Consider the following 25866-nt stretch of genomic DNA (forward strand, 5'->3'; position numbering starts at 1 on the left):
ATAAATTGGTGTCTAATTGAAAGAAAAAGCAGGTGAAAGTTGTGCTAGAGCGGGTGTTTTAACAGCAATCTTCTCCTCTTCAAACCTTTTATCTACATAGGCTGAATTCATGATCCTTAAAATGCCCATATAATCTAAATTGAACTCTACGAGGTCTCCCACATTCAATTTTCGGTGATTTTCTCCCAAATCAAGTACAATCATGTCAGAACTGGCCCCAACAATCTCCACATCTTTATCCACAGGTTTAATGTGACCATCTTCTACATCTAGCAGACCTACATCTATAATTGCCCTATAAGAAGATGAATTAACTAACTTTTCATCAAAAGTGGCGATGTTTCCCGTTAAATTTTGTCCTAATTCCCCATCTGGCAGTAAAGGTTTCTCATGAAGTTCAATAATTTCTGCATACAGTTTGAAAACATCGTTATGCATGTGATCAAAAGGCTGACTATTGTAAACATCCGTACCTAAATACAAAGTTTCACCTACCCTAAAGTGATTGATGTTTTCTGGTAGAAGACCTTTTTCTATTAATGGAATAGTAACTGATGTGCCTCCGGAAATGAAAGGTATGGTTTTGTTAAACTTAGCCTCTACTAATTGTTTATATAAACAAAGTTGAATGAGTTTATCCTGACTAGGCAAAACGCCGTACATGCAGGTTAGGTTTGTTCCAATGCCCGTAACTTCAATATTAGGCAGGTCAAAAACATTAGCATAAAAATCAACAAATTGCTCTCGCATCACACCCTCGCGTAATTCACCAAGCTCAATCATGATCACAATTTTATGTGTTTTACCTTGTTTTGCCGCTTCTTCAGATAAAAGTTTAATGGTCTCTAATTCCGTATTAAAACTTACATCTGCAAATTCTACCACTCGAGCAATGTTTCCAATGGCAGGAGGTTTAATAAAAACCGTTTGAATGTTGGGGTTTATAGATTTCACCATTTGCAGATTCCTTATCCTGCTATCGCAAATTTCCTTAATTCCGAGGTTAATTATTTCTTCCAGGTATTTCCTGTTGCCACAAAGCATTTTACCTACAATGGCCCATTCTATATTATTTTGAGCAAACATAATATTTAGATGGTCAAAATTCTCTTTTAATTTTTTTCTATTTAATGTAATAAAAGCCATGTTAATTTTTTTTAATTAAGCGCATCTCCAGGTATTTGTTAGTAAAGCCCAGTTTTTCGTAAAGATTCTTTGCAGGATTATTTGGTTCAACATGTAAGGCAATATTACCTTGTGATTGATCAATTGCCGTGCGCATGAGGTCTTTTCCAATGCCCTGGCCGCGGTAGTTTTTATGGGTGGCTATATAAACTAATATGTTTTCTGGTATATAACTATCCATACCGGTTCGGTTTAAAACCACTGCACCTGTTAATATGGAGCCATCCATAGCGGCTATAACCAGGCCTCCTGGATTGTCTTTTAAAGCATAGGCAATAGCTTTTTCAATATCGTGTTGCGGGTCGCCGTATTCTTCTAATTGTGTTAAAAGAAACAAAACAATTTGATTTTGTTCCAAATCCGTAGGTGGATTTAGGTTGTTGTAAATTTTGATGTTTTTCATAAAATGAATTGTTCGACCTTTTTCCTAAAGAAAGATTAAACGGTATTGTATTTCAGCTCCTTTTGGCTGATTTAGATGAGTAAAAACTCATGAAGATGAAGTATATCTGTCGCTATAGGAAGAGAATCAAAATGATGACTCAGTATAACATTTGTAAGGTTGTCAGATATATTATTTTTTACAAATGTAAGAAAAAAATAGGTTTTTTACAAATAGGCCCCTATCTCAAGGGTTAAAAATATTACAAAATAACCTTCAACTCCTTTAAATTGAGTTGATTAGACAACCCGTCATTGCCGCGATATAAATTATAGTTCTTGTGTTTATTTTTAATATTTCACGTAAAATAACATAATTATTTGTTTGCTTTTTAGACCTGCCTTATGGTTATTTTCAATTTATTAGGTTTATTGCGTTAATAGGGTTTAGCATTCTTGCATTTATGGCAAATCAATCAAAAAAGCAGGTTGAAATATTTATTTATATCGCAATGCTACATTATTTCAGCCTTTTTTCAAAGTAATACTTGGCAGAGAATTATGGAACCTTGTTGCTGTTGGGGGGGTAGGTGTTGGATTGTTATCTTCTTTGTTTTACAAGAACAGGTTTAGGTAGTTTTTTGCTAAATTGCGACATGAATAAAGTGCTTGTATTTCTTGCCTTTTGGCTTTTAACAATAAATACCCAAGCTCAATTTGCTGTTGAAGTTATTGAAAAAAACAATAAAGAACAGGAGAGACCGGTTCCAATTACAACTGCAAAATTAACCGCTGTAAAAGACTGGGAATCTTTGGCAAATAATTATAAGGTTGCTTTTGAAGATCCGAATGTTAAAAATTATTTTAGCATGTCTATTTCTGCTAAACCTAAACTTGGCATATCTTCCAGTAAGGTAATTAGCCAGCATACATATCATATTTTCGAGATTGGCGTAAAAATTAATACTGTAATTTCGCATTTGCTTCATTGCAAGGAAAATCAAATTGAATTACCGAAGGATTTGAAGACTAAAGTAATAGCCTATTGCTTTAAACAGGATGGGCTTTTGAATAAGGAACATGGAGAAAAGTTTTTGTTAAAGAACCTTTTAGAAAACCTTAAATTAAAGACCGTTCTTTCAAATGCTATTCAAGTTGTAGCGCAGATCACGGTTATTGATACGCTGAAACTGAACCTGGTAAAAGTAAAACAGAATGACCCTTTTTATAGCGGTATTGTCCAAACAGAAGGCGCTAATGTAATTACCATTAAAAATGGCACGCTGAATACCTTATCGGAACAATTAGAACGTGCTCTTGCTTTAAAGGTCGAATTTAACTACAAATCGCTATTTGCTGATTATTTTAATTTCAGTCTTAAGAATGATTCCTTTGAAACATTGCAGCAATCTTTGTTGACCTATGGTTTATCATTAAAAAAGGTGCAGAAAAACCTGCAGAAATATTCTTTTGAATAATAACCCCCTTTCTTTATCTTTCCAGCACATTCCTATTCCTATGTTAAATTCCAAAGAAAACATTTTAAAAAATTATTCTCATAAAATACAAGCACAACAAAGTCGTATAGACGGTTTAGCAAAACAACTAAACCAAATCTCGTTGTCGCGGTTAGGTTTGTTTATTGTTGAAATTATATGGTTAACACTAATTATCAGTTGGGGATTTCACTGGGTATACCTGATTTTAATCTTCTTACCGCTGGTTTATTTTCTGGTGCTGGTTAAAAAACAAGGTAAGGTACAAGCCGAGCTAATTTATGCCAAACAATTGCTGTGGGTTTACCAAAATGAGGAAGATCATTTGTTGAGCCGTAAAAATGGATATGATGATGGGGAAGCTTTCCAAAATGAATACCATCCTTATTCTTCGGATCTCGATGTTTTTGGGCAACTGTCTCTCTATGCTTACATAAACCGCTGTAAAACAGAGAAAGGCATGAGCTTGTTAGCAGCTCAATTAAATAAAGCCCAAACAATTGATGTGATCCTGCAACGTCAGGAAGCTATAAAAGAGCTCACTAGCTACATGGATGATACATTTCAATTCAGGGCCAGACTTCAAAACCATCAACCTGCACAACTGCGGGCTATTGAACAAAAATTAACACATGAATTACCTTCGCAATTAAAGTTTACAGCATCTAAAATATTGCGTACTTACGTAATGATTGCACCTTTTCTGATGTTCACGATGTTACTTGTCGCAATTTTTATGGGTGGAGCCATCTGGAATTTATTTGCCCTGTTAGCAATATTCAATGCTGCAATAGTTTTCTTTAACCTTAAACACATCAACCCTGTTTATTATGGCTTTAGCGGCAGTGCTGATTTATTAAAGGCTTATTCAGGAACCATTGAGTGGACGGAGAAAATAAGCTGGAAATCTAATTATATCAAAGCCTTTTTTAGTACCTCAGCAGGTAGTGTTCCTGTTAGTAAAGAAATTAAAGACTTGGCCTCCATTATTCAATCTTTTGATGCCCGCTTGAATATGATTGTTGCCTTGTTTTTAAACCTTTTCTTCCTCTGGGATTTGAAATGTTCCATCCGCCTGGATAAATGGTATAAAGGTTCATCAAAACATATCTTAAAAGGATTGGATAGAATCAGTCAGTTTGAAGAACTGATTTCTTTTGCCACCTTAACCTACAATGAGCCGGAATGGACTTTCCCTGAAATAAAGCCTTCTTTTGGTTTGGAGGCCCTGCAAATCGGTCACCCACTCATTGAAATAGAGAAGCGCATTGCCAATGACTATTCTTTAAGTAACAGGGCAACGGTTGATATCGTTACCGGTTCAAACATGGCAGGGAAAAGTACTTTTTTAAGAACCCTGGGTGTAAATATGGTATTAGCTTTTGCTGGTGCACCAGTTTGTGCGAAGGCCTTAAATTTGTCGATTTTTAATGTGCTTTCTTACATGAGGATTAAAGATTCGCTGAACGATCAGACCTCTACCTTTAAGGCAGAACTCAACCGGTTGAAGATGATTTTGGAGGAGTCTAAGCTTTCCGCAAATACTTTTGTGCTGATTGATGAAATGCTGCGGGGAACCAATAGCAAAGATAAGTTTCAAGGTTCTAAAGTGTTTATCGAGCGGATGATCACACAAGAAACGATAACCTTATTTGCCACTCACGACCTCGCACTTTCTGAAATGGAAGTGCATTATCCACAGAAGGTGCGTAATTACCATTTCGACATCCAAATTACTGAAAGTGAAATGCACTTTGATTATAAGTTGAAGCATGGCGCGTGTAAAACTTTTAATGCCGCAATTTTATTAAAACAGATTGGTTTGTAATTAATTACTAACTGCAACCCTTTAGGCTGGCGATATCTCATGTAAAAAAAAAGCTCCTGTATTTCTACAAGAGCTTTTTTATATTAAAAGGAAGTCTTATGAAGCTATTTGTCTGCGGATAATGTTTAACGCACCGCCAGCTTTAAACCATTCTATTTGTTGTGCATTATAAGTATGATTAACTTTAATCTCTTCTACAGTTCCATCATTATGGTGTAATACCACTGTTAATGCAACATTCGGTGTAAATGTAGTTAAGCCAACGATATCGATCACGTCATCTTCACGTATCAAATCATAATCGTCTTTGTTAACAAAAGTTAAGCCTAACATTCCTTGTTTTTTAAGGTTAGTTTCGTGGATACGGGCAAAAGATTTCACCAATACAGCACGAACACCTAGGTGACGAGGTTCCATTGCCGCGTGTTCCCGACTAGAGCCTTCACCATAGTTTTCATCACCCACTACAATAGTACCTATTCCAGCTGCTTTATAAGCACGTTGAGTTGCAGGAACCGGTCCAACTTCACCTGTTGAAGCATTCTTAACGGTGTCTGTTTTATCATTAAAGTAGTTAACAGCACCAATTAACATATTGTTGGAAATGTTATCGAGGTGACCACGGAATTTCAACCATGGACCAGCCATAGAGATATGATCAGTAGTACATTTACCTTTTGCTTTGATCAATAAGCGTAAACCTTTAAGGTTTGTACCTTCCCAAGGGGTAAAAGGATCTAATAATTGCAAACGATGAGAAGTTGGGGATACCAAAATCTCTACGCCGCTACCATCAGCTGCAGGAGCCTGAAAACCAGCATCTCCCACATCAAAACCTCGTGGAGGTAATTCATTTCCTGTAGGCGGATCTAATTTAACTTGTTCACCTTTCTCGTTGTTTAAGGTATCGGTTAAAGGGTTAAAGCTTAAGTCACCAGCAATAGCTAAAGCAGTAACCAGTTCCGGAGAACCAACAAAAGCAAAAGTATTTGGATTACCATCGGCACGTTTTGCAAAGTTTCTGTTAAACGAGTGTACAATAGTATTCTTTTCTTGTTTTTCTGCACCAACCCTGTCCCACATACCAATACATGGTCCGCAAGCATTTGTAAATACCGTAGCACCGATATTTTTAAATACATCAAGGAAACCATCACGTTCGATGGTATAACGGATTTGCTCAGAACCCGGGTTAATGCAATATTTTGAATTGGTTTTCAAGCCCTTTTCAGAAACCTGTTTGGCTACACTTACTGCACGTGAAATATCTTCGTAAGAAGAGTTTGTACATGAACCAATCAAACCAACATCAATTTTCATTGGCCAACCATTTTCTAAGGCTACCTCTTTCATTTTAGAAATAGGCGTTGCCAAATCTGGGGTAAACGGACCGTTTAAGTAAGGCTCTAAAGTAGATAAGTCGATCTCAATTAACTGATCAAAGTAAAGTTCCGGGTTAGCGTAAACTTCAGCATCACCAGTTAAATGTTCTTTGATCTCATTAGCTGCATCAGCAACATCAGCTCTTCCGGTTGCGCGTAAATAACGCTCCATACTTTCGTCGTAGCCGAAAGTGGAGGTTGTAGCGCCCACTTCAGCACCCATGTTACAAATAGTACCTTTACCAGTACAGCTAAGGTTTTGAGCACCTTCGCCAAAATATTCAACAACAGCACCAGTACCACCTTTTACAGTTAAAATACCTGCCACTTTTAAAATAATATCTTTAGCAGAAGCCCAGCCATTTAATTTACCGGTTAACTTGATGCCAATTAATTTTGGAAATTTAAGCTCCCAAGGTAAGCCTGCCATAACATCACAAGCATCAGCACCACCAACGCCAATGGCAATCATACCTAAACCACCTGCATTTACGGTGTGTGAGTCGGTACCAATCATTAATCCACCTGGAAATGCATAGTTTTCTAACACAACCTGGTGAATAATACCCGCACCTGGTTTCCAGAAGCCGATACCATATTTATTAGAAACAGAAGCAAGGAAATCAAAAACCTCTTTACTTTCTGTATTGGCAGCAGGTAAATCTTGTTCTGCACCAAATTTTGCGGTAATCAAGTGATCGCAATGTACAGTTGAAGGAACTGCAACTTGAGGACGACCAGCCTGCATAAATTGCAATAAGGCCATTTGTGCAGTTGCATCTTGCATTGCCACTCTGTCTGGCGCAAAATCTACATAGTCTGCACCCCTTACATAAGCGGTATTTGCTTTCTCATCCCAAAGGTGAGTATATAAAACTTTTTCTGAAAGTGTTAAGGGTCTGCCTACTAATTTACGGGCCGCCTCTACACGGGGACCAAAGTTTGCATAAACCTTTTTGATCATATCTATATCAAAAGCCATTGATAATCTGTATTTAAAAGGTAAAATATTAGTTATATCTAAGCGAATTTACGAAAAAAAACAGGGGAGTGCCATCATCTGCATATCATTGTATTATTTATAAATGATCTAAATAGTAAAATGATCATGTTCGTTAGTTTACGCTACTTTACATAAACGAACATGATCAAATTAAGTTTTTTATTTAACCAGCTGTATAATAGTTTTTTGTACTAACTTTAACTTAGTAATGACCATGGTTTGCTGCACAGTGCCCTATAACGTAGCGAAAGAATAACCATGTTCCTGAAAATAGCTCAAAACTTTGGGTAGGGTATAACGCAATCTTTCAAACGCTTTAATACTGTCATGAAAAACTATAATAGATCCATTCCTGGTATGTTTAATCACATTTTTGAAACATTTTTCTGGCGCAAGCGATACATCAAAATCGCCGCTAAGCACATCCCACATGATGATTTGTATCTCCGGATAAGCAACTTTAATGCGGCTGATCTGCGATTTTTTAATGCGGCCATATGGCGGACGAAACAAGTGGGACTGGGTTAATGACTGGCATTTTTGCACATTGCGGACATAAGTTTCATCAGTCGTTTTCCAGCCTTTTAAGTGGTTAAAGGTGTGGTTGCCAAGCTGATGTCCGGAGGCTACAACCCGGTCAAAAACTGCTGGATACTTAATGATATTATCACCTATGCAGAAGAAAGTTGCCTTTGCATTAAAACTATTTAAAGTTTTTAGAACAAAGTCTGTAACATCAGGTATAGGACCGTCGTCAAAGGTTAAATAAATGACTTTGTCTGTGCGGGTTTTGTTCCAGACTAATGATGGGTAATACCATTTTAATAATAAAGGTGATTTAACCAGGTACATGTCCAAAGATATAAAATTGCCGGCTTGAACTTTAAAAATTACAAAAGGAAATAGTTGTTTACTATAATATTGTGAAATTAAATTTATGAAGAACTTTACTTATAAGCTTTTATTGCCAAATATAACCCGCATTTTTTTTCTGAGCGTTATTGTTCTGACCTTTCCTATCGAAGTCAATGCACAAGAGGCTATTACCTTGCCACAGGCGATAGACAGGATGCTGAAGAATAACCTGAATATTAAACAGGGGTTTTTAAATGTTGCAACCTCTGATGTGAATTTGCGCCAGTCTAAGGCAGCGCTCCTTCCTGATTTAAATGCAAGTGCATCTAATAACATTAGTTTTGGGCGTGGGTTAGATCAGACTTCATTTCAAATTGTTAATCAGAAATTATTCCAGTCTAGTGGAAGTATAGGTACTTCGGTAGATTTATTTGGAGGTTTCACTAAAGTAAACCAAATCCGTCAAAATAAGATTCTTTTAGAAGCAGATAACAGTAACCTGAACAAGATAAAAAATGACCTGACCCTGGATGTGGTCGTATCTTATATGCAGGTAGTATATAATGAAGACTTGTTAAAAGCATCAAAGGAGCAATTGTTAGTGGCAGAGCAGACGCTTAAAAGGGAAAATGCTTTAATGGATGTTGGGAACAAGACCATGGCAGATATTTCTCAGGCAAAGGCCCAGGTGGCAACTGCTGAATTAAATGTAACCAATGCACAAAATTCACTCACCATTTCTTACCTTACTTTATCTCAATTAATGGAGATGGGTGCTGATATGAATGCGTTTAAGGTAGTGGCACCAACTATAGCAGAAATCGAAATTGCTCAAACCAATTACAAAGTTAATGATGTTTATGACATTGCATTAAAAACTCAACCTGATATTAAACTGGCTGCTTTAAATAGCCAGGCTGCTGAAAAAGGAATAGCTATTGCTAAAGGTTCATATTACCCTAAAATTTCTTTAGATGCAGGTTTACGTTCTTCTTACTCTTATACTTTTAATAGCGATTTTAACCAGGATAACTTTACAACTCAAGTTAAGGATCGCTTTAACCAATATATCGGCCTAAGTTTGCAAATACCAATTTTTAATGGTCTTTCTGCCAAATCTAATGTTAAGCGTGCCAAGATTAATTACCAGGGTTACCAGATTCAGGAACAATTGGCTAAAAATAACTTAAGTAAAATTATTGCTCAGGCAGTAGCAGATTTAAAAGCCGCTGAAAGCCGCTATGTTTCTACTCAGAATACATATAATGCGCAAAAGGATGCTTTTAATGTAATTGATCAGCGTTACAATGTAGGTTTAGTAAATTCTCTGGATTATAATACTTCTATAACCAACCGCAATAAAGCAGAAATTGATTTTATACAAGCGAAATATGACCTGCTTTTCAGATCAAAAGTTATAGATTACTACCTTGGCAAACAAATTACTTTTTAATAGACTTCAGCTTAAACAGACAATAAACAACAAGAACAAATGAAACTTAAACACATTATTATAACCGTAGGCGTGCTTATAGCAATATTGGCAGTTTTGGTATATACAGGGGTTATCGGTGGAGATAAAACTGAAAAAGTAACGATAGAAAAAGCTGCAGAAAGAAAAGTAGTTGAAACCATAACCGCAAGTGGTAAAGTACAACCAGAAACTGAGGTTAAACTGAGTTCTGAAGTTTCGGGAGAGGTTGTTCAATTGTTAGTTAAAGAAGGTGATGTGGTTAAAAAAGGCCAAGTCTTGTGTAAAGTTAGACCTGATGTTTTGCTCTCTGGTTATGAAAGAGCCGTTGCTTCTAATAATACACAGAAAGCAGTTTTATTAGCTTCAGAGCAACAGTTGAAACAAGCCATGGCAACTTTTAAAAATACAGAAAGTGCTTACAAAAGAAGCGAAGAACTTTTTAAGAAAAAAGTGATTTCTGCGTCTGAATTTGATGCAGCTAAAGCAGAATATTTCGCTGCACAGGCTGATATAGCACGTTTAAGAGCTAATGTAACGGGCTCCAGATACAGTTTAGAGCAAAGTGGTGCAAATGTGAGAGAATCGGCCGCCAATTTGGCTAAAACGACGATCTCTGCTCCTGTGGATGGGGTGATTTCTAAATTGTCTATTGAGTTGGGCGACCGTATTTTAGGCACCACGCAAATGGCGGGTACAGAAATTATGCGTATTTCTAACCTTACCACCATGGAAGTTAATGTTGATGTAAATGAAAATGACATTAACCGCGTTAACGTGGGTGATAGCGCTGTGATTGAAGTGGATGCATTTGGTGATAAAAAATTTAAGGGTGTGGTGACTGAAATTGCCAGTTCTTCTAAAGATGTAGGTACTTCGGCGGCTTCTTCTGTAGATCAGGTGACCAACTTCCTGGTTAAAGTCCGCATCATTGCAGATTCTTACAGTAATATTAAAGGTGGCGCTAAGGATCTTCCTTCGCCATTTAGACCTGGTCTTTCGGCCAGTGTAGATATTGAAAGTGACATGTTAAAAGGGTTGTCCATACCAATTCAATCTGTATTTACCGGCGAAAAAGGTAAAGCTACAGACTCGAAAGAAAAAACAGGTAACGATGCTGATCAGGAAAAACAGAAAAGTAAATTAACTGATAAAACAGTGAAGCAATATGTATATGCATATAATAATGGTACAGTAAAAAAAGTGGAAGTTACTACTGGTATCCAAAATGACATGTATATCATCATTAAATCGGGTCTTAAAGCAGGTACTGAAATCGTAACTGGTCCTTATGCGGCCATACAAAACCGTCTGAAAGAAGGTATGAAAGTAGAAAAAACCACTAAGGATAAGCTCTTTGCTGATCCGGCAAAGAAGTAAGACCTGTCATCAGTAATAAATTCAGTAAATTGTCCCGGTTTAAAACATTAAGCCGGGATTTTTATTTATAGGATATGGTGCCAAAAATTGCAATGATAGGTGGGGGTAGTTGGGCTACTGCCATTATAAAAATGTTATCTGATAATCTTACAGAAAAAACGCTGTATTGGTGGATGCGAAATACAACAGCTATTGATCATATTGAGGCTTATCATCACAATCCGAATTATTTAAGTGCCGTAGAAATTCATTTGCCATCAGGTCATATTTCTGCTGATATAAAAATGATTATTCAGGCTGCAGATTATATTATTTTGAATGTGCCTGCGGCATTTTTGAAGGAAACGCTGAAGGATGTTACCGCTGCGGATTTGCAGGGTAAAAAGATTGTTTCGGCTATTAAAGGTATCGTACCGGATGAAAACCAAATAATAGGTGAATTTATGCAGGAAAAATATCAAATACCTGTTAAAGATATTTTGGTGATCAGTGGCCCTTGTCATGCAGAGGAAGTGGCCCTGGAGAAACTTTCCTACCTCACTATAGCAGGTGTTGATACAGAAAATGCGCATAACTTCGCTGGGTTATTGAATACCCGTTATATTAAAACCAATATTTCTGATGACATCTTCGGAACGGAATATGCAGCTGTACTCAAAAATATTTATGCCGTTGCCAGTGGTATATGCCATGGGGTAGGTTATGGTGATAATTTTCAGGCAGTGCTCATTTCTAATGCCATCAGAGAGATTAACCAATTTGTAAATGCTGTACATCCAATTTCAAGAGATATCATGGAATCAGCCTATTTGGGCGATCTATTGGTAACCGCCTACTCTCAGTTTAGCAGGAACCGTACTTTTGGGAATATGATTGGAAAAGGCTATACCGTAAAATCTGCGCAATTGGAAATGAACATGATAGCCGAAGGTTATTATGCCGCAAGCTGTATGCATGTAATCAATAAAAAGTATAAAGTGCACATGCCTATTAGCAGGGCCGTTTATGCCGTTTTGTACGAAAAACATTCGCCGCAAATTGAAATGAGGCTACTAACAGAACAGCTGAATTAATTTTTATTCATTTCTCCTCCATCCAAGCGCTTCAAAAACAAAATGTTAAATTTAAAACAAAACGTTTTTTGATCCTGTTATATTGAAAAAACGTTTATAATGAAAACAAAATTTTTAATTCACGCATTAGTATTTGGCTTGTTAAGCACCTTTACCTTAGCTGCCACTGCTCAGGAGAAAAAGCAAACTGTTGGTCAAAAGATTGATAAAACGGCCACTAAAGTGGGGAACAAAACCGCTGAAGTGGCTGTAAAGGGTACTTCTAAAGTTGTAGATAAGGTTTGGAAAGGTAAAATGGCCCCCGATGGTACTGATGTTTACATCAACAATAAAAATCGTAAGTACTATATCAATAAACGCGGGGCAAGGATTTATCTTAAAGCTTCTGAAATTAGAACTAGGCCAGCGAAAACATATTAAATTCAGCTTGCAATATTGTAGAAAAGAGACTGTATCATTTTTTTAATGAAACAGTCTCTTTTTTTTGCTGTGGATTGCCCTGTCTTATCGTGATAATTAAGTGAAAATTGTAAGGTCTTTGATAGGTCCTTAGTAGGTCGTTGGTAGGTCGTTGGTAGGTCTAAATGACCTGCAAAGGACCTGCCAGAGATAGGCCAATATCCTGGCAGCATGCTGATGAAAAATATGTGTGGCTTCACCCTTCATTTAATTAAAATATAAAGCCTATAGTTTTAATGGAATATATAAAATATATTTGAGCACACTAATTAATCATTTTTATGAAAAAAATTTACGCACTTATCTTTATTTTAACCGGACTGGCTTTTCAGCTCGAAGCCCAAACCATAAGAGGAGTGGTTAAAGATACCGGGCAGACCATTATTGGGGCTACAGTTTCTGTAGCCGGACAAAAACAAAGGGTTGGAACAGATGCTAACGGGCGGTTTGAATTACGGTTAACTGCTCCAGGAACTTATCAGATTTCGGTGAGTTATATTGGTTATCAATCCCTTCAAAAGACTGTAACAGTGGCTGCGGATGAAATTAAAGAGCTTGAATTTATTCTTTCTGCTGATGCTACGTTGTTAAGTGATGTAGTAGTTTTGGGTTCCAGAAGTGCTCCTCGTTCTTATTTAGATACGCCTGTGCCTGTAGATGTTGTTGATATAAAAAGATTAACGCAAAGTGCACCACAAATTTCTCTTAACCAAATCCTTAATTTTGTGGCCCCTTCTTTTACTTCAAACGTATTGAGTTTGACTGATGCTACCGATCATATTGACCCCGCTTCTTTACGTGGCTTAGGACCAGACCAGGTTTTGGTATTGGTAAACGGGAAAAGAAGACATACAACTTCCGTGATTAACATTAATGGTAGTTTAGGTAAGGGTTCTGTTGGAACGGATTTAAATGCTATTCCAACTTCGGCAATTAAGAGAGTGGAAATATTACGTGATGGTGCTGCAGCTCAATATGGCTCTGATGCCATCGCTGGTGTCATCAATATTATTTTAAATGATAATGTAAATCAGTTAACTTCAAGTGTAACAACCGGTGGTTTTACAGGTAAACATGCTGATGGTTTAGATGGCGAGACCGTGCAAGCCAATGTAAATTATGGTGTTGCATTAACAGAAAAGGGCGGCTTTCTAAATTTATCTGGCTCATTTGACTACCGAAATTTTGCTTCCCGAACAACGCCTTATCGTGGCGTAATTTATACCGATTATAATAACCCTACCTTATATCCAACCCCTAAAGGGGTGGATATCACCAATGCTGAACTTGCTTTACGAGGACAAAGCAGGGAAGATTTTGTGCCAAATATTGGCCAGAGCAGAAACCGTGGAGGCACAATGTTCTTCAATTCCGTTATTCCTGTGGCACATGAGGCTGAAATCTATGCTTTCGGAGGCTTGAATTATAGAAATGGTACTTCTACAGCCTTCTATCGTACACCCAGACAACTAACGCAAAATGTGGCCACTATTTATCCTAATGGATTTTTACCTCAAATTGTAACCAATAACCTGGATCAGTCTTTTGCTTTAGGTATTAGAGGTAAACTGGGGCAGTGGAAAACTGATTTTAGCAATAGTTTTGGTCGCAATGTGGTCGAACTTCAAACGATAAATTCTGTAAATGCATCTATGCTTGCTGCTTCTCCAACGTCTTTTGAGTCTGGTGGTTATGATTTTGCGCAAAACACAACCAACCTTGATTTTTCCCGCTTCTTTGAAAATACACTTAGCGGCCTGAACGTCGCTTTCGGTTTAGAAAACCGGATAGAGCACTATCAAATCAATCCGGGTGAGGAGGCTTCTTATGTAAATTATGGTAATGCTCTTAACGTTGGCACGGATGCCACGGGTAAACCGATTTTAATTCCTGACCCAAAAGGAAATGTGCCTACACGTTTTGCGCCTAATGGAGCGGCTTTTTCTGGGGGTGCCCAAGGCTTTCCGGGTATCAGTAAAGATAACCTGACCAATGCTTCCCGTAATTCTATTGCGGCATATGCCGATGTGGAGTTGAATTTTACAGAGAAATTCTTGGTAGATGGAGCTTTAAGGTTTGAAAATTATTCTGATTTTGGCTCTACAGTCAATGGAAAAATTGCATCCAGATACAAATTTTCTGATATGTTCTTGCTCCGCGGTGCTTTTAGCACGGGTTTCCGTGCTCCATCATTGCACCAGAGGTACTTTAATGCTACTTCAACGGTGTTTATTGATGGTGCTTTTGTTGAATCCGGAACTTTTTCTAACGATAGTCGTGTAGCTCAATTGTTAGGTATCCCCAAATTAAAAGAAGAAACTTCCACCAGCTACAGTCTTGGATTTACTTCTAATATCGGTAAATTTAAATTTACTGTGGATGGTTATTTGATTGAAATTAAAAACCGGGTTATTTATACAGGCCAGTTTAGTGGTAGTAATGCCGCAACTGCTAGTCCACAGGATAAAGAGATTTATAATTTGTTGCGCCAGGCTAATGCAACAACAGCTCGTTTTTTTGCTAATGCAATAGACACCAGGACTAAAGGAATTGATGCCGTGGTTACTTATTCAACTCCTTTAGGTTTAGGGGTTTTGCGTGCAGATTTAGCAGGTACGGTTACTAAAACGGAAATCATTAACGACATACATGCCTCTCCATTGCTGGTTGGTAAGGAAAATATTTACCTTGATAATGCCAGCCGTATCTTGATTGAGAGGGTTACGCCACGCTTAAAAGCTAATTTGACGCTTGATTATTCCGTAAAGGATTGGAATATGTTTTTGCGTAATGTGTATTTCGGTAAAGTTTCTCAACCAACAAATGTTGTTGCCAACGAGCAGGAACTTACCGGAAGGGTAATTACTGATTTAGGTGTTGGGTATAACTTAACCAAAAGCTTGAAAATTACTTTAGGTGCTAACAATATATTTGATGTTTATCCTGCACAACTGTTGTTAGGCAGCCAGGGTACTTCAGGAATTTTGTATCCAAACCAAGCCCCGCAATTTGGTTTCCTTGGCCGTTATGTATTTACCCGCTTAGCGTTGAATTTTTAAAAGAGGAAGGAACTGAAATAGCTGTAAAACAAAAAAGCCCCGGAATTTCCGGGGCTTTAAATATATTAAGGCTTGGGGTTAATTAAGACCTGCGTCTTCTGTCGCCACCAGCACTGCTTCCGCCTTCACGTCTTCCAGCACCTGCACCAGCACCTCTGTCTTCACGACTTCTACCAGAGAAATCTTTGAATCCACCGCCACTGTTTCCACCTTCACGTCTGCCGCCAAAGCTTCCGCCATCGCGACGACCACCGCCACCATAGCTTTTTCTCTCGCCGCCGCCGCCACCGCTGTAACTGCGTTTTCTATCGCCGCCGCCACCACTTCTGCTTTCAGCTGCATCGCCAGATTTTTCAATCCTTACGCCGCGGTTGTTAAACTGGATGTCTTTGAAATTACCAAATAAGGAATCAACACTTGCATCTTCCACTTCGAAGAACGAATAAACACCTTTAAGATCAATCTTACCAATGCTTTTTCCGCTAATCTTACCGTTGTTACATACAAAAGATAATAAATCGCCTCTGGTAAATTCATCTACCGAACCTAAGTTGATAAACAAACGAGTGTAACCTTCACTATTTCTAGATCCACGCTCACCACGTTCACTACGCTCTCCGCGTTCGCCACGATCATCCGAAGATGCATTTAAATCAGGAGCGTTTTTGTAATACTCTAAAAAGCGGTTAAACTCTAAAGATGCGAAACGCTTGATAACTTCTTCTTTCGATAATTCAGCAAACTCGTCCATAATCCTTGGGATATATTGTTCGATTTGTGCTTCGTTAACTTCAACGTTGTTTACTTTATGAACTAAAGAGAACAATTGTTTTTCGCAAACATCAAAACCAGTAGGTAATTCAGCTTTAGTAAACTGCTTTCCAATGATTCTTTCAATCTGACGAATTTTACCTGTTTCCTTAGCGTTGATGATACAGATTGAAATGCCTGTTTTACCTGCACGACCAGTACGGCCAGAACGGTGGGTATAACTTTCAATTTCATCAGGTAAGGAATAGTTGATCACGTGTGTAATGCTATTAACGTCAATACCACGAGCAGCAACATCGGTAGCAATTAATAATTGCATGTGTTTGTCGCGGAAACGTTGCATCACTTTATCACGTTGTTGTTGAGAAAGATCACCATGTAATGCATCGGCATTGTAACCATCTTTGATTAAGTGCTCAGCAACATCCTGCGTGTCCATTTTGGTTTTACAAAATACAACAGCAAAAATTTCAGGGTTAAAATCTACAATACGTTTAAGTGCAGCATATTTATCTCTCGCTTTAACGATGTAATATTCGTGCTCAATATTAACGTTTCCTGCATTTTTGGTACCCATAGTCAACTCAATAGGGTTGTCCATGTAGTTCTTAGCTATTCTTCTAACCTCGGGAGGCATAGTTGCAGAGAATAACCAAGTTTTTTTATCATCTGGTGTAGTAGATAAAATATCGTTAATGTCTTCTTGGAAACCCATGTTCAACATTTCGTCAGCCTCGTCTAAAACTACAAATTTCACATTTGAGAAATCTATAGCCTTACGGCCAATAATGTCTAACATACGGCCCGGTGTAGCCACTACAATTTGTACACCGATTCTGATCTCACGTAATTGCTGCATAATGTTTGCACCACCGTAAACGGCAACAACACTAGCACCGGAGATGTTTTTTGAGAAATTCTTGATGTCGCTCGTAATCTGTAGGCAAAGCTCTCTCGTAGGGCATAAAATCAACGCCTGAGGCTTATTGCTTTTAAAGTCTACTAATTCTAACAGCGGCAAGCCGAATGCGGCTGTTTTTCCTGTACCTGTTTGGGCCAAACCAACAAAATCATTAACGCCCTCTAACAGTACAGGAATACTTTGTTCCTGAATAGGTGTGGGATTTTCGAAACCTAAATCCTTTACAGCATTAACAACGTCATCACTTATCCCCAATAATTTAAATGGGTTTGTCATGTATTATTTAATTAAGCCGCAAAGGTATCATTAAATAGTTGTATTCTTTTGTTAATTCGTAAAATAAAACACTACAGATTTTCAAGCACTTAGCGTAAACGGTCTGCAGATTTAATCAATTGTTCGTCTTTTCTGATGCCTCGCATGGCTAAAAAACAGAAAATAATTGCCAGTAATGGTAATAAAGCGCCTGCATTGTAACCCGCACCTTCTAGTCCCCCGGGAATTCTTTGTACCATCTGACTAATCCAAAAACTTAAACCTGCTGTTAATATGATAACCACATTACAAACCTGCTTCTGCAAACTTCTATTTTTAAAGTTAAATATATTTGCAAAGGCTATCAAAGCAATAATGATCGTGCTGATGAACATCGCTAAAAAGCCTTCTACCTTGATGGTGCCTGTAGTCGCTTTTTCATACAATCCGCTTACTAATATCCAATACTCTGTTCCATTAAATAACTTGGTGATAATGGGTACCAGTAATAACATAAACAAAGTTAAGCTCGCTAAGAAAAGCCAAATGGATTGTACTCTTTGTATCATATCTGTCGGTTTATTTTAGCAAATATATTAAAAGGTGCACACTAAGCAACGACAATTGTGAGAAGTGCAGCAAGAAAGATTAACTTTGTAATATTGAATATGCAGCGTTTTTTTATCGAACTAATTTACAACGGCACGCCTTATCACGGCTGGCAGATACAGCCTAATGCGCTAACTGTACAGGAATGCCTGGACAAGGCACTCACGATTTATTTCAGGCAGCCCGTAATTACGCTGGGTTGTGGCAGAACTGATGCGGGTGTGCATGCGACACAATTTTATGCTCATTTTGATCTGATGCTCCCTGATCAAAAGCCAGTGGACGGTAAAATTACTGGCATTAATTCTCTCTTGCCTTATGACATTGCAGTTAAACGTATGTTTAAAGTGGGGGATGATGCCCATGCACGTTTTGGGGCCGTGTCAAGAGCCTATAAATATTATATTCATTTTAACAAGGATCCATTTAAACTCAACAGGTCCTGGTTGTATAAAGGCGCATTGAATGTGGCTGCCATGAATGCGGCCGCGCAGTTGATGACTACCTACACTGACTTTTCTTGCTTCAGTAAATCGAATACACAAACTTTTACTAATAATTGTAAAATTGCAGCTGCTTCTTTTGAGATGGTAGAGGATGGGCTGGTTTTTACGATCAGAGCCGACCGCTTCCTAAGGAATATGGTAAGGGCTATTGTGGGTACCCTCATCAAAGTGGGTAAAGAAGAGGTGGATCTTAATGATCTGATACAAATTATGGAGAGTAAGGACCGTAGTAAAGCTGGTGAGTCTGCGCCTGCCTGTGGCTTGTTTTTAGTGGCTGTTGATTATCCTTTTATAAAATAAATATGTCTAAAATCGCCGGAGATGTTTTTAATGTGGGCTTGCTGAAAAGGGTTTTTCAATATGTAAAACCTTATCGGGGCATCTTTATCTGGTCTGTAATCCTGACTATTTTATTAGCTGTTTTAGCTCCTTTGCGTCCGCTGTTAATTAAATATACCCTTGATAATTATATTTTGAAAGGCCAATACAGTGGTTTAGTAATGCTGACCTTGATTATGCTGCTTTTGCTCGTTGTGCAGAGTCTAGTACAATACAGCCATACTTTACTTACCAATACCCTTGGCCAATCAGCAATTCGTGATTTGAGGATCAATGTTTTTAACCACATTACTAAACTTAGGTTAAAGTACTTTGATAAAACACCTATTGGTCAGCTCATTACCCGTACAGTGTCTGATCTGGAAACTATCTCTGATATCTTTTCTGAAGGTTTAATTGTTATTATAGGTGATGTTTTACAGGTGGCTGCCATCCTTGCAGTCATGTTTTATACCGATTGGGAGCTTACACTGGTGGTGCTGCTGCCTATGCCGCTTTTGGTTTTGGCTACTTCTATCTTTCAAAAATCAATTAAATCGGTATTTCAGCAGGTGCGTACGGAGGTTTCTAACCTGAATACTTTTTTACAGGAGCACATTACCGGCATTGCTATTATTCAGTATTTCGCCCGCGAATCTCAAGAATACAGGAAATTCCATAACATCAATTCCCGCTATCGTGATGCGAATATTCGTTCTAACTGGTACTATTCTATATTTTTCCCCGTGGTGGAAATTATCTCAGCCATGTCTATGGGTTTATTAGTTTGGTATGGTGCAAAGAGTATTTTAGCCAAACCACTAGATGTAACCCCGGGTACTATTGCCGAATTCCTGATGTATATCAGTATGCTTTTCCGGCCTATCCGCGAGCTCGCAGATAAATTTAATACCCTTCAAATGGGTATGGTAGGTGCAGAACGGGTATTTAAAGTTTTAGACAATAATGAGATTACCGTAAATGAAGGGACTTATGTGCCGCAGAAAATGCATGGGGCAATTTCTTTCGATAAGGTTTGGTTTGCTTATAATGACGAAAACTACGTGTTGAAGGATATTTCTTTTGAAGTTCAGGCTGGTCATACCGTAGCCCTTGTTGGCGCCACAGGAGCAGGTAAGTCTTCTACCATTAATATCCTTAACCGATTCTATGAAATTCAAAAAGGAGAAATAAAAGTGGATGGTGTTGCCATTCAGCACTATGAACTGGGTTATCTCCGCAAAAATATTGCAACAGTTTTGCAGGATGTTTTCTTGTTTTCAGATAGCATATTTCATAACATTACCTTGAATAACCCCTCTATTACAATGGAAGAGGTGGTAGATGCGGCTAAAAAAGTCGGTGCCCATGATTTTATTGAGCGCCTGCCCGGAGGTTATCATTATAATGTGATGGAAAGAGGTTCTACCCTTTCAGCCGGACAAGCGCAGCTGATTTCTTTCATCAGGGCTTTGGTTTATAACCCATCTATTTTAGTATTGGATGAGGCAACTTCTTCAGTAGATACCGAAACGGAAATGCTGATTCAACTTGCAATAGATAATTTAATGAAAGGACGTACAGCGATTGTTATTGCCCACCGCTTATCTACCATACAAAAAGCGGATCAGATTATCGTTTTGGATAAAGGTGAAATTAAAGAGAAAGGCACCCATCAGGAATTACTTAAAATTGATGGCTATTATAAAAAATTATACGATCTGCAGTTTAATACTGTAGGCATTGCCAGTACATAAACCCGTATTGATCATGATTAACGAAGATTTTTACCTTCAAATATTACATAAGCAACAAGGAATTGAAGCGGTTCCTTCAAATAAGGTGATTGCACATTGGGCTTTAAAACTGATGGATTTAATGTACCCTGAACGTTTAGCGCAGCATCATTCTTCGGTGAAAGAAATTCAGGATGAATTTATTAAACTAGAGATAACATTAACTTCCATTTTGAATGCAACTACGGCTTGTCGTGACTGCAATAATCATTTGGTATCAAGGACTTTTTTTGAAAATATACCTGTAATTTTTGCTGCTCTTAATACAGATATCAGTGCCATCCTGGAAGGCGATCCTGCCGCGAAAAGTGAATTTGAAATCATAAGGGCCTATCCGGGTTTTTATGCGATTTGTTTTTACCGGATTGCACATGCTTTATGGGTCGCTGAGGTGCCTTTAATTCCGAGGATTTTAACTGAGTATGCTCACTCCAAGACCGGTATTGATATTCATCCCGGAGCTATTATTGGCACACATTTATATATTGATCATGGTACCGGAGTTGTTATAGGGGAAACATCCATTATAGGGAATTATGTGAAATTATATCAAGGCGTAACCCTGGGTGCTTTGAGTGTTGATAAAACGATGGTTGACACGAAAAGACATCCTACTATTGAGGATGGAGTCATTATTTATTCCGGAGCTACTATTTTGGGTGGGGATACGATTATAGGGAAGAATAGTGTAATTGGTGGTAATGTTTGGCTGACTAAAAGTGTGGCCGAAAGCTCTGTGGTTTACCATAAAGCTGCGGTTGAAGTTGTTAACAGGAAAAGTAAAAGTTAAATGGCAAATATTATAGACTTTATAGGAAATACACCGCTGGTGGAGATTCAGAAATTGAATCCAAATCCGCAGGTTAAGTTGTATGCAAAACTCGAAGGTAGTAATCCTGGTGGTAGTGTAAAAGACCGGGCTGCGTTAAACATGATCCGAAGTGCAATAGATAGGGGAGATATCAATAAGGATACTCGTTTGATAGAAGCCACTAGTGGAAATACAGGTATTGCCCTGGCCATGATTGCCCGGTTATATGGTATGGAAATAGAATTGGTTATGCCCTCCAATTCAACAAGAGAGCGTAAGTTAACCATGGAGGCTTATGGTGCTCAGGTTACCCTGCTGGATTCTATTGAAACTTGTAGAGATTATGCGGTAGAAAAAGGTAGTAAAAAAGGATATTTTTTATTGAATCAGTTTTCAAACCCTGATAATTACCTTGCCCATTATAAAACAACTGGTCCTGAAATATGGTCTGCCACCGAAAAGAAGATTACTCATTTTGTAAGTGCCATGGGTACTACGGGTAGTATTATGGGCAATTCTATGTTTTTAAAAGAACAAAATCCTAACATACAGATTGTCGGCTGTCAGCCAACAGAAGGTTCTTCTATTCCTGGCATTAGGCGCTGGCCAGCAGCTTATTTACCTGAAATATTCGATGCTTCAAGAGTTGACCGGATTATCGATGTTTCAGATCAGGATGCCACCGAAATGACACGTCAGCTTGCTAAAGTAGAAGGAATCTTTGCTGGGATGAGTAGCGGAGGAGCACTTTTTGCAGCAATTAAATTGGCTAAGGAAATGGAGTCGGGGGTAATTGTTTTTATTGCCTGCGATCGCGGAGATCGTTATTTAAGCAGCGATTTATTTGGGTAGTCTTTTGTTTTTTTGCTGATGGCAACATCAGTTGAGGATTTCATTTGACATTCCATTCCAATTAGTTTAGATTTGCAAGAAAAAATATAGATACATGAGTGTTTTAGTAAATAAAGATTCAAAAGTTATTGTTCAGGGTTTTACAGGAAATGAAGGTACTTATCATGCTTCTCAAATGATAGAATACGGAACTGACGTAGTTGGCGGTGTTACCCCAGGTAAAGGTGGACAAACCCACTTAGACAGACCCGTATTTAATACTGTTAAGGATGCGGTTGATCAGGCCGGTGCCAATGTATCTATCATTTTTGTTCCCCCAGCTTTTGCTGCAGATGCCATTATGGAAGCTGCTGAAGCGGGAATTAAAGTTATTGTTTGTATTACTGAAGGTATTCCTACTAAGGATATGATTCAGGTAAAAGAATATATTTCTGACAGAGATTGTCGTTTAATCGGGCCAAATTGTCCAGGTATCATCACTGCTGATGAGGCTAAAATTGGTATTATGCCAGGTTTTATCTTCAAAAAAGGTACGGTAGGTGTGGTATCTAAATCAGGTACTTTAACTTACGAAGCTGTTGATCAGGTTGTTAAAGCAGGTTTGGGTATTACTACAGCTATAGGTATTGGTGGCGATCCAATCATTGGTACAACTACTAAAGAAGCGGTTGAATTGTTAATGAACGATCCGGAAACTGAAGGTATCATCATGATTGGTGAAATTGGTGGTGGTATGGAAGCTGAAGCTGCACTTTGGATTAAAGAACATGGTACTAAACCTGTAGTTGGTTTTATCGCCGGACAAACTGCTCCTGCGGGACGTAGAATGGGTCATGCGGGTGCCATTGTTGGTGGTGCTGATGATACTGCTGCTGCTAAAATGAAAATTATGGCTGAATGTGGTATTCGTGTTGTAGAAAGTCCTGCTGAAATAGGTGCTGCTATGGCAGAATTGTTATTGAATAAATAAAAAGTTTTCCTTAAATCATATAAAAAGCTTCGGTGTCCATCACCGGAGCTTTTCTTGTTTTTCCTTATGACAAAAATTTTACCTGTTCGGGAAACTCAAGAATTGGTTTTTACGTATATTGGGTATAAATGATAGTTATGAAACCTATAATTAGTAAAATTGTAATCCTGTTGGGATTATTCTTTATGACAAGTTTCACCGCTTGTGCACAAAAGGATAAGAAAGAACAGCCTGTAAAAACAACACAGCATATGGAATGGAATAAATTAACTAAAGAAGAAGAGGCGGTTATTGTAAATAAGGGAACTGAATATCCTGGTACAGGCGAGCTCTTGAATAATAAACAAGAGGGTACTTATGTATGTAAAAGATGCAATGCACCTCTTTATAAATCAACCTCTAAATTTGAATCAGAATGTGGCTGGCCAAGTTTCGATGATGAAATTGAAGGCGCCGTGATTAAAATTGCCGATGCCGATGGGATGAGAACTGAAATTGTTTGCGCTAAATGTAAAGGTCACCTCGGCCATGTCTTTGTTGGTGAAGGATTTACGGCTAAAAACACCCGTCATTGTGTAAATTCTGTATCGATGAATTTCGTTCCTAAAGCACTTTAGAGCTCGTTTTTTATTTTTTTTTTTGATTTTCTACAGCCCTGTGAATTGCTCATAGGGCTGTAGATTTTTATAAATGGTTAGTTTTCTTATCTTTGACCATTCATCAATTAGGGTTTTATATGAAGTATTGTTTGATTTTAATGAGCATGTTCTTGTTTTTAAAGGTGCATGCGCAAGAAGAAAAAACACAACATTTTTCCAAATTACGTACAAAGAGCGGTTATGCTACTTATTATGCGAAAAAATTTGAGGGTAGAAAAACCACTAGTGGCGAAAAATACCGTTCAGTAAAATTGACTGCAGCGCATAGAACTTTACCTTTCGGTACTATTGTTACCGTTACCAATCTAAATAATGGCAAGTCTGTCGACGTAGAAGTCAATGACCGAGGCCCATTTACCCAGAAATATATCATTGATATTTCTGAAGGGGCCGCTAAGCTTTTAGGCTTTTATAAAAAAGGGCATTCCAGAGTAGAAATTAGTTATGATACCTCAGGTGTGTAAGCTTCTTTTCATAACTACATTGCAATCAGAAATTTAAATTTATTAACAGTGCTTAGCTCATTTTCTGATTTAAATATTTAAATCAGCGGCAAGTTTTTGGGGTAATTTATATGTCAATTTCTGCTGCGGTTGTTGATAAATTTCTATAGTTGTTAACAACTTATTTGTCCAAAACAAAGCCTTCGCGCGTTATATTTGTTATACAGTTTCTTTAGTAAATTACACGCCTTTTTTAATCATTGTTACACCTTGAATTTGTATGATTGAGGCTTAACAAGTGGTGTTTCTTTATGGAAGAAAATTATTAAAATATTGAAGATTTAAAATCAAGCTTATGCAGGAAGATGAAGTGTTATTGAGAGAAAATAAAGACCGTTTTGTTCTTTTGCCTATTAAATACCCTGAAATTTGGGAGATGTACAAGAAAAGTGAAGCTAGCTTTTGGACTGCGGAGGAAATTGATCTTTCGGACGATCAGAAGCATTGGGATAACTTAAATTCTGGCGAACGTCACTTCATTTCTCATATTCTGGCTTTCTTTGCTGCAAGTGATGGTATCGTTAACGAAAACCTCGCCGTTAATTTCATGAGCGAAGTGCAATTGCCTGAAGCACGCTGTTTCTATGGTTTTCAAATTATGATGGAAAACATTCACTCAGAAACTTATGCCTTGTTAATTGATAGCTATATTAAAGACCCTGAAGAAAAAGACCGTTTGTTCCATGCTGTAGAAACAGTTCCTTGTGTAAAACGGAAAGCAGAATGGGCATTGCGCTGGATTGATGGAGGCAGTTTTGCTGAACGTCTTGTTGCTTTTGCTGCCGTTGAAGGTATATTCTTTAGTGGTAGTTTTTGCTCCATATTCTGGCTAAAGAAAAGAGGCTTAATGCCGGGATTAACCTTTAGTAATGAGTTGATTTCCCGCGATGAAGGCATGCACTGTGAGTTCGCTTGCCTGCTGTACAGAATGCTGGAGAATAAATTGAGTGAAGAAGCTGTTCAGTCTATTATCCGCGATGCTGTAGAAATTGAAAAAGAATTTATTACTGATGCACTTCCGGTTGCTTTAATTGGTATGAACGCAAAGTTAATGTCACAATACATTGAATTTGTAGCCGACAGGTGGTTACAGGAACTCGGTTATACCAAGATTTACAATGCTACGAATCCATTTGATTTCATGGAGATGATATCCTTGCAGGGTAAAACCAATTTCTTTGAGAAACGTGTTGGTGATTACCAAAAAAGTGGCGTATTGACATCTACAGAAGATAAAGCCTCTGCTTTTTCTTTGGATGATGATTTCTAGGCATATAAATTAAAATAAAAAAACTGGTGCGTATTGCTATTGCTAAAAACAA

The 25866-nt window shown here is 37.9% G+C and carries 21 protein-coding genes and 1 pseudogene; 16 read left to right on the plus strand and 6 right to left on the minus strand.

The window, feature by feature from the left end:
• Positions 1 to 12 precede the first annotated feature (12 nt).
• A complete protein-coding gene (locus tag AAKU52_RS00650) occupies positions 13 to 1146 on the minus strand; it encodes an alanine racemase (protein WP_354329132.1) in 1134 nt (377 codons plus the stop codon).
• Position 1147: 1 nt separating this feature from the next.
• Entirely contained in the window at positions 1148 to 1588 is a 441-nt protein-coding gene (locus tag AAKU52_RS00655) for a GNAT family N-acetyltransferase (protein ID WP_354329134.1), read from the minus strand.
• Between the two features lie 367 nt (positions 1589 to 1955).
• Here AAKU52_RS00655 and AAKU52_RS00660 point away from each other — a divergent pair.
• From AAKU52_RS00660 to AAKU52_RS00670, 3 genes and pseudogenes are all read left to right on the plus strand, one after another.
• Positions 1956 to 2203, plus strand: a pseudogene (locus AAKU52_RS00660) (DUF6804 family protein); the annotation flags it as partial.
• A 19-nt stretch (positions 2204 to 2222) separates the two neighbouring features.
• The gene (locus AAKU52_RS00665; RefSeq protein ID WP_354329136.1) at positions 2223 to 3044 is read left to right on the plus strand and encodes a hypothetical protein; all 822 of its coding nucleotides are present in this window, start codon (positions 2223 to 2225) and stop codon (positions 3042 to 3044) included.
• 40 nt (positions 3045 to 3084) lie between these two features.
• Entirely contained in the window at positions 3085 to 4890 is a 1806-nt protein-coding gene (locus AAKU52_RS00670; RefSeq protein ID WP_354329138.1) for a MutS-related protein, read from the plus strand.
• A 96-nt stretch (positions 4891 to 4986) separates the two neighbouring features.
• On the opposite strand, the gene AAKU52_RS00675 is transcribed toward AAKU52_RS00670, so the two are convergent.
• Both AAKU52_RS00675 and AAKU52_RS00680 read right to left on the minus strand, forming a co-directional pair.
• Positions 4987 to 7254, minus strand: coding sequence for an aconitate hydratase (locus AAKU52_RS00675; RefSeq protein ID WP_354329140.1), 2268 nt, complete (start codon positions 7252 to 7254; stop codon positions 4987 to 4989).
• Positions 7255 to 7509: 255 nt separating this feature from the next.
• Entirely contained in the window at positions 7510 to 8127 is a 618-nt protein-coding gene (locus AAKU52_RS00680) for a polysaccharide deacetylase family protein (protein WP_354329142.1), read from the minus strand.
• Between the two features lie 85 nt (positions 8128 to 8212).
• On the opposite strand from AAKU52_RS00680, the gene AAKU52_RS00685 reads away from it, so the two are divergent.
• The 5 genes from AAKU52_RS00685 to AAKU52_RS00705 all read left to right on the plus strand — a co-directional run bounded on the left by AAKU52_RS00685 (position 8213) and on the right by AAKU52_RS00705 (position 15572).
• Entirely contained in the window at positions 8213 to 9583 is a 1371-nt protein-coding gene (locus tag AAKU52_RS00685; protein ID WP_354329144.1) for a TolC family protein, read from the plus strand.
• Positions 9584 to 9622: 39 nt separating this feature from the next.
• Entirely contained in the window at positions 9623 to 10981 is a 1359-nt protein-coding gene (locus AAKU52_RS00690) for an efflux RND transporter periplasmic adaptor subunit (RefSeq protein ID WP_354329146.1), read from the plus strand.
• Positions 10982 to 11055: 74 nt separating this feature from the next.
• The gene (locus AAKU52_RS00695) at positions 11056 to 12054 is read left to right on the plus strand and encodes an NAD(P)H-dependent glycerol-3-phosphate dehydrogenase (RefSeq protein WP_354329148.1); all 999 of its coding nucleotides are present in this window, start codon (positions 11056 to 11058) and stop codon (positions 12052 to 12054) included.
• Positions 12055 to 12153: 99 nt separating this feature from the next.
• Positions 12154 to 12474, plus strand: a complete 321-nt coding sequence (locus AAKU52_RS00700; RefSeq protein WP_354329150.1) for a hypothetical protein — start codon at positions 12154 to 12156, stop codon at positions 12472 to 12474.
• A 320-nt stretch (positions 12475 to 12794) separates the two neighbouring features.
• Positions 12795 to 15572, plus strand: coding sequence for a TonB-dependent receptor (locus tag AAKU52_RS00705; RefSeq protein ID WP_354329152.1), 2778 nt, complete (start codon positions 12795 to 12797; stop codon positions 15570 to 15572).
• A gap of 82 nt (positions 15573 to 15654) precedes the next feature.
• Here the strand turns inward: AAKU52_RS00705 and AAKU52_RS00710 are convergent, their stop codons facing one another.
• Together AAKU52_RS00710 and AAKU52_RS00715 are read right to left on the minus strand one after the other, a co-directional pair.
• A complete protein-coding gene (locus tag AAKU52_RS00710) occupies positions 15655 to 17541 on the minus strand; it encodes a DEAD/DEAH box helicase (protein ID WP_354329154.1) in 1887 nt (628 codons plus the stop codon).
• An 89-nt stretch (positions 17542 to 17630) separates the two neighbouring features.
• The gene (locus tag AAKU52_RS00715; RefSeq protein ID WP_354329156.1) at positions 17631 to 18089 is read right to left on the minus strand and encodes a DUF4293 domain-containing protein; all 459 of its coding nucleotides are present in this window, start codon (positions 18087 to 18089) and stop codon (positions 17631 to 17633) included.
• 99 nt (positions 18090 to 18188) lie between these two features.
• Here AAKU52_RS00715 and truA point away from each other — a divergent pair, with 99 nt between their 5' ends.
• The 8 genes from truA (at position 18189) to AAKU52_RS00755 (ending at position 25814) form a co-directional block, all read left to right on the plus strand.
• On the plus strand, positions 18189 to 18935 hold the full coding sequence (gene truA / locus AAKU52_RS00720) for a tRNA pseudouridine(38-40) synthase TruA (RefSeq protein ID WP_502931008.1): 747 nt from the start codon (positions 18189 to 18191) through the stop codon (positions 18933 to 18935).
• Positions 18936 to 18937: 2 nt separating this feature from the next.
• Positions 18938 to 20710: an ABC transporter ATP-binding protein gene (locus AAKU52_RS00725; protein ID WP_354329161.1), complete on the plus strand. Its 1773-nt coding sequence runs from the start codon at positions 18938 to 18940 to the stop codon at positions 20708 to 20710.
• 16 nt (positions 20711 to 20726) lie between these two features.
• Positions 20727 to 21539, plus strand: coding sequence for a serine O-acetyltransferase EpsC (epsC, locus tag AAKU52_RS00730; protein ID WP_354329625.1), 813 nt, complete (start codon positions 20727 to 20729; stop codon positions 21537 to 21539).
• Positions 21540 to 22412, plus strand: coding sequence for a cysteine synthase CysM (gene cysM / locus AAKU52_RS00735; RefSeq protein WP_354329163.1), 873 nt, complete (start codon positions 21540 to 21542; stop codon positions 22410 to 22412).
• Between the two features lie 94 nt (positions 22413 to 22506).
• Complete coding sequence (gene sucD, locus AAKU52_RS00740) at positions 22507 to 23382, plus strand: succinate--CoA ligase subunit alpha (RefSeq protein WP_354329165.1); 876 nt, start codon at positions 22507 to 22509, stop codon at positions 23380 to 23382.
• 137 nt (positions 23383 to 23519) lie between these two features.
• Positions 23520 to 23999, plus strand: coding sequence for a methionine-R-sulfoxide reductase (locus tag AAKU52_RS00745; RefSeq protein WP_354329167.1), 480 nt, complete (start codon positions 23520 to 23522; stop codon positions 23997 to 23999).
• 119 nt (positions 24000 to 24118) lie between these two features.
• On the plus strand, positions 24119 to 24505 hold the full coding sequence (locus AAKU52_RS00750; protein ID WP_354329169.1) for a septal ring lytic transglycosylase RlpA family protein: 387 nt from the start codon (positions 24119 to 24121) through the stop codon (positions 24503 to 24505).
• 334 nt (positions 24506 to 24839) lie between these two features.
• Complete coding sequence (locus AAKU52_RS00755) at positions 24840 to 25814, plus strand: ribonucleoside-diphosphate reductase small subunit (RefSeq protein WP_354329171.1); 975 nt, start codon at positions 24840 to 24842, stop codon at positions 25812 to 25814.
• Positions 25815 to 25866 lie beyond the last annotated feature (52 nt).

The organism is Pedobacter sp. CG_S7, from assembly GCF_040544395.1.
In the GTDB taxonomy this organism is placed as follows: domain Bacteria; phylum Bacteroidota; class Bacteroidia; order Sphingobacteriales; family Sphingobacteriaceae; genus Pedobacter.